2 protein-coding genes are annotated in these 5,246 nt (G+C 72.7%); both read right to left on the reverse strand.

Features of this window, described 5'->3' with window-relative positions; all coding sequences use genetic code 11:
* Positions 1 to 1,031: beta-ketoacyl synthase N-terminal-like domain-containing protein (locus ACGFML_RS38080; protein ID WP_393550536.1), on the reverse strand; the 1,031-nt coding region annotated here is incomplete at its 3' end.
* 33 nt (positions 1,032 to 1,064) lie between these two features.
* Positions 1,065 to 5,246: SDR family NAD(P)-dependent oxidoreductase (locus tag ACGFML_RS38085; RefSeq protein ID WP_393550538.1), on the reverse strand; the 4,182-nt coding region annotated here is incomplete at its 5' end.

The raw sequence follows: 5,246 nt of genomic DNA on the forward strand, positions 1-5,246 counted from the left end.
CCGAGCGACGTACCCGTACCGTGCGCCTCCACCACGTCCACATCACCGGCCGACAGCCCGGCGCCGGCCAGGGCCTGCCGGATCACCCGCTGCTGGGCGGGGCCGTTGGGTGCCGTCAGGCCGTTGGAGGCACCGTCCTGGTTGACGGCGGAGCCCCGGACGACGGCGAGGATCTCGTGCCCGTTGCGGCGGGCGTCGGACAGGCGCTCCAGCACCAGGACACCCGCGCCCTCGGACCAGCCGGTGCCGTCGGCCGCGTCGGCGAACGCCTTGCACCGCCCGTCCGCCGCGAGGCCGCCCTGCCGGCTGAATCCGGCGAAGCTCATCGGCGACGACAGCACCGTCACGCCTCCGGCCAGGGCGAGCGAGCACTCGCCGGAGCGCAGCGCGTGGGCCGCCAGGTGCAGGGAGACCAGCGAGGAGGAGCAGGCCGTGTCGACGGTGACCGCCGGGCCCTCCAGCCCGAAGCTGTACGAGAGCCGGCCGGACAGGACGCTGCCGGCGAGGCCGGTGCTGCCGTGACCCTCGATGTCCTCGCGGGAGTTCAGTACGACGTTGGTGTAGTCGACGCCGTTCGTGCCGACGAAGACACCGGTCTCGGTGCCGCGCAGGGACACGGCGTCGATCCCGGCGCGCTCCAGTGCTTCCCATGAGGTCTCCAGCAGGATGCGCTGCTGCGGGTCCATGGCCACGGCCTCGCGGGGCGAGATGCCGAAGAAGGAGGCGTCGAAGTCGGCGGCGTCCACGAAGCCGCCTTGGGCCGTCGTGCTGCTGCCGCTTCCGTCACCGGTGAGAAGGCCCAGGTTCCATCCGCGGTCCGTGGGGAAATCCGAGATGCCGTCGCGGCCGTCGCTCAGCAACTGCCAGAGCTCTTCCGGCGATCGCACTCCGCCCGGCAATCGGCAGGACATCCCGACGATGGCTATGGGCTCCTGCTTGGTGGACTCGGCCTCCCGAAGCCGTTGGCGGGTCTGGTGCAAGTCGTTCGTGACCCACTTCAGGTAGTCAACGAGCTCGTTGTCGTTCGGCATGACGAGGAACCTTCCGTGCAATAGGGTCCGGACTCAGCGATCGCTGTGACGCCCGAGTTCGTTGTCGATGAAGGCGAAGATTTCATCGGTGCTGGCGGCTTCGATCCGCTCGGCGACTTCGGCGCCGTTCTCCTCCGCCTCGGTCCCACGCCAGGTGTCCAGGATCTGCGACAGGCGGTGGGCGACGGCGGCTTTGGTGCGGGCGTCGGGCGCACCGGCCGCGAGCGCGCAGTCGAGCCGTGCGAGCTCCGCGAGGAGCGCCGGGCCCGTGGTGGCCTGGGCTTCCTCCACGAGCTGGGAGACGAGGTGTTCGGCGAGTGCGAGGGGGCTGGGGTGGTCGAAGACGAGGGTGGCGGTCAGCCTGAGGCCCGTGGCGGTGGAGAGCCGGTTGCGCAGTTCGACGGCGGTCAGCGAGTCGAAGCCCAGGTCCTGGAACTCCCGCCGGGCGTCGATCGCCTTGGCCGCCGCGTGCCCGAGCACGGCGGCGGCCTCGGTCCTCACGAGGCCGGTCATCAGGCGTGTGCGCTCCTCCGCCCCCGCCTCCGCCAGTCGGCGACCGAGCGTGGCGGCGGCTTCGGCGCCGGCCGTGGAACCGGCGGCCGTACGCCGGGCGCCCTTGATCAGGCCCCGGAGCACCGGCGGTACGGTGCCGCGGCTCCGGGTGCCCGTGGCGACCGGGCCGACGGGGACGAGGTAGGGCTCGTCCACCGCAGTGGCGGTGTCGAACAGTGCCAGGCCCTGCTCGGCGGAGAGCGGCGGCACACCGGTCGCCGCGATCCGCTGCATGTCCGCCTCGGACAGTGTTCCGGTCATTCCGCTCGCCTGTGCCCATGCACCCCACGCGAGGGACTGGGCGGGCAGGCCCTGGGCGGCACGGTGCCTGGCCAGGGCATCGAGGAAGACGTTGCCCGCGGCGTAGTTGCCCTGGCCGGCGCCGCCGATGACTCCGGAGACCGACGAGAAGACGACGAACGCGCCGAGGTTCGTCTCCCGGGTGAGTTCGTGCAGATGCCAGGCCGTGTCCACCTTCGGGCGCAGCACGCCCGACAGTCGCTCGGCGGTCAGCGACGTGACCACGCCGTCGTCCAGCACACCGGCCGCGTGGACCACCGCGGTCAGCGGATGCGCGAGGGAGTCCAGCACCCGCCCGAGAGCGGCCCGGTCGGCGGTGTCGCAGGCCGCGATCGTCACGTCGGCGCCGAGCGCGGTCAGCTCCGCACGCAGTTCCCCGGCTCCCGGTGCGGCCTCGCCCCTGCGGCTCACCAGGACGAGGTGCTTGGCGCCGCGCTCGGCCACCAGATGCCGGGCCAGGAGGCCGCCCAGACCACCCGTACCGCCGGTGATCAGCGTCGTGCCGTCCGGGTCCCAGGCGGGGAGGCGGGGCGTGCTGCCGTCCGGTGCGGCCTGCCGGGCCAGCCTGGCCACCTGCACCGTGCCGTCGCGTACGACGAACTGTGCGTCACCGGCGGCGAGCAGGCCCGGTAGGCGCGGCAGCAGGGCCGGGAGATCCGCATCCGCGGCGTCCACCAGGACGAACCGGTCCGGGTTCTCCGACTGCGCCGACCCCACCAGTCCCCACACCGCCGCCGCGGCCAGGTCGTCGCCGGACACCGCGCCGCAGGTCACGAAGACCAGCCGGGACGCGGCGAACCGCTCCTCCGCGAGCCACTCCTGCATCAACTCCAGGACTTGCGACGTCAGTTCGTGCACCGCTCCCGGGGCCTCGGCGCCCGTTCCGGAGACCGGGACCACGACCAGCTCGGGAACGTCCGCCAGCGACGTCAGTCCGCCGGCGTCGAGCGTCACGCTCCGCACCTCGCCACCGACCGGCGCCTCCGCGGCCGCCACCCAGTCCAGCCGCAGCAGCGCACCCTGCTCCGCGCTCGTGCGGCGGGTCGGCTGCCGGAGGGGCTTCCTGGCATCCATGACCAGTGAGTCCGCCGACAGGACGGGCGCGCCCGCGGTGTCCGCCACGGCGACGGAGAACGCGTCCTGGCCGGTCCTCACGATGCGTATCCGCACCTCCGAAGCCCCACTGGCGTGCAGCACGACCCCGTTCCAGGCCGCGGGCACGCGGTCACCGTCGCCTCCGATCGCCTGTGTCACCGCTTCCAGCAGCGCCGGGTGCAGGCCGAATTCGGCGGCGTCCGCCACCTGGCCGGGGAGCACTGCCTCGACAAAGGTCTCGTCGCCGCGGTTCCACAGGGCGCGTACGGTCCGGAACACCGGGCCGTGCTCGACGTCCTCGGCGACGTCCGCCGGGTCCGCCGCTTCGGCACCGCTCGGCGGCCACACCGAGGCATCGAACTCGGTCGCTCCGCGCGCTGGGTGTTCTCCTGTGCATTCTCCTGTGCGTTCTCCTGTGCGTTCTTCGGACGTCAGCGTGCCGGTGGCATGGTCCGTCCACGACCGGTCGGCTCCGTCCGCGGCCTGCGAGGAGACGCGTACCTCGCGCACGCCTGCCGCGTCGGGGGCCCCGGCCCATACCTGGAGGAGTACGGCGTCGTCCTCGGCCAGTACGAGCGGCTCGGTGAGGGCGAGTGTGCCGACGCGGTCGCAGCCGACCTGGTCGCCCGCGTGGACGGCCAGTTCGAGGAACCCGGCGGCGGGGAAGACGTACGCCCCGTCCACCACATGATCCCGCAGCCAGGGGTGGGTCCGCGTCGACAGCCGGCTCGTGAACAGCAGCCCGCCCGAGCCCGCCGGCGTCAGCGTCGCACCCAGCAGGGGGTGCTCGGCGGGCAGGACTCCGGCGGCGGTCACCCCACCCGCCGACGCGGCGGGCCTGGGCCAGTACCGCTCGTGCTGGAAGGGGTAGGTGGGCAGGTCCACGCGGCGCGCCTCGGTGCCGGCGAACCATGCGCTCCAGTCGATCCCGGCTCCGGCCACGTGCAGCTGCGCCAGGGCGGTGACGAGCGCGGTCTCCTCCGGCCGGCCCTTGCGGAGAGCGGGGACAGCGGTCGCGGTGCCGTCCAAGGTGTGCTGGGCCATCGCCGTCAGCACACCGTCCGGGCCCAACTCCAGGAACACCGAGGCGCCTTCGGCCTCCAGCGTCCGCACGCCATCGGCGAACCGCACGGTCTCCCGCACATGCCGCACCCAGTAGCCGGGCGAGCACACCAGCTCCTCGGCGGCGAGTTCCCCGGTCACATTCGACACAAGGGGAATCCGCGGAGCCCTGAACTCCAACCCCTCCACCACCCGCCGGAACTCCTCCAGCATCGGCTCCATCAACGGCGAGTGGAAGGCATGACTCACCGACAGGCGCTGGGTCTTGCGCCCCTCCTCCGCCAACTGCCCGGCGACCCGCAGAACATGGGGCTCCTCCCCCGCGATCACCACCGACTCCGGACCGTTGACCGCAGCGATCGACACCCCGTCCACCAGACGCGGCCGAACCTCATCCTCGGCGGCCTGGACCGCCACCATCGCGCCACCGGCCGGGAGGGCCTGCATCAGCCGCGCCCGAGCCGCCACCAGCGCACATGCATCCGCCAGCGAGAACACCCCGGCCACCTGCGCCGCCGCGATCTCGCCGATCGAATGCCCGGCCACGAAGTCCGGCCGCACACCCAGGGACTCCACCAGCCGGAACAGCGCCACCTCGACGGCGAACAGCGCCGGCTGGGTGAACCCGGTCTCGTCCAGGCCGTTCGCGTCGCCGAACATCACCGCACGCAGATCCCGCAGCTCACCATCGAACTGTGCCAGCACCTCGTCCAGCGCCTCGGCGAACACCGGGAACCGGCCGTACAGCTCCCGACCCATCCCCGCCCGCTGCGCACCCTGACCCGAGAACAACACCGCGAGCTTGCGGCCCGTCTCGGCGCGGCCCCGGGTCGCCTCGGACAGCTCGCCGTCCGGGCACTGCGCCAGCAGCACCGCCCGGTGCTCGAAGACCGAACGGCCCGAGGCGAGTGAGAACCCCACATCCACTGGTGGCGACGAGCCCCTCAGCGCCGAGATCCGCTCGATCTGCGCCGCCAGCCCCTCCTCGGACCTGCCCGACACCGGCCACGGCACCACGGTGGGCGCCGGCTCCGGTCCGATCGGGGGCTCTTCGGCCGGATGCGCCTGTTCCACGATGACGTGGGCGTTGGTGCCGCTGATGCCGAACGACGACACACCCGCCCGCCACGGCCGGTCGGCCTTCGGCCACTCCCGGGACTCCGTCAGCAGCTCCACCGCACCGGACGACCAATCCACATGCGACGA

This window comes from Streptomyces sp. NPDC048650 (assembly GCF_043199095.1).
In the GTDB taxonomy this organism is placed as follows: domain Bacteria; phylum Actinomycetota; class Actinomycetes; order Streptomycetales; family Streptomycetaceae; genus Streptomyces.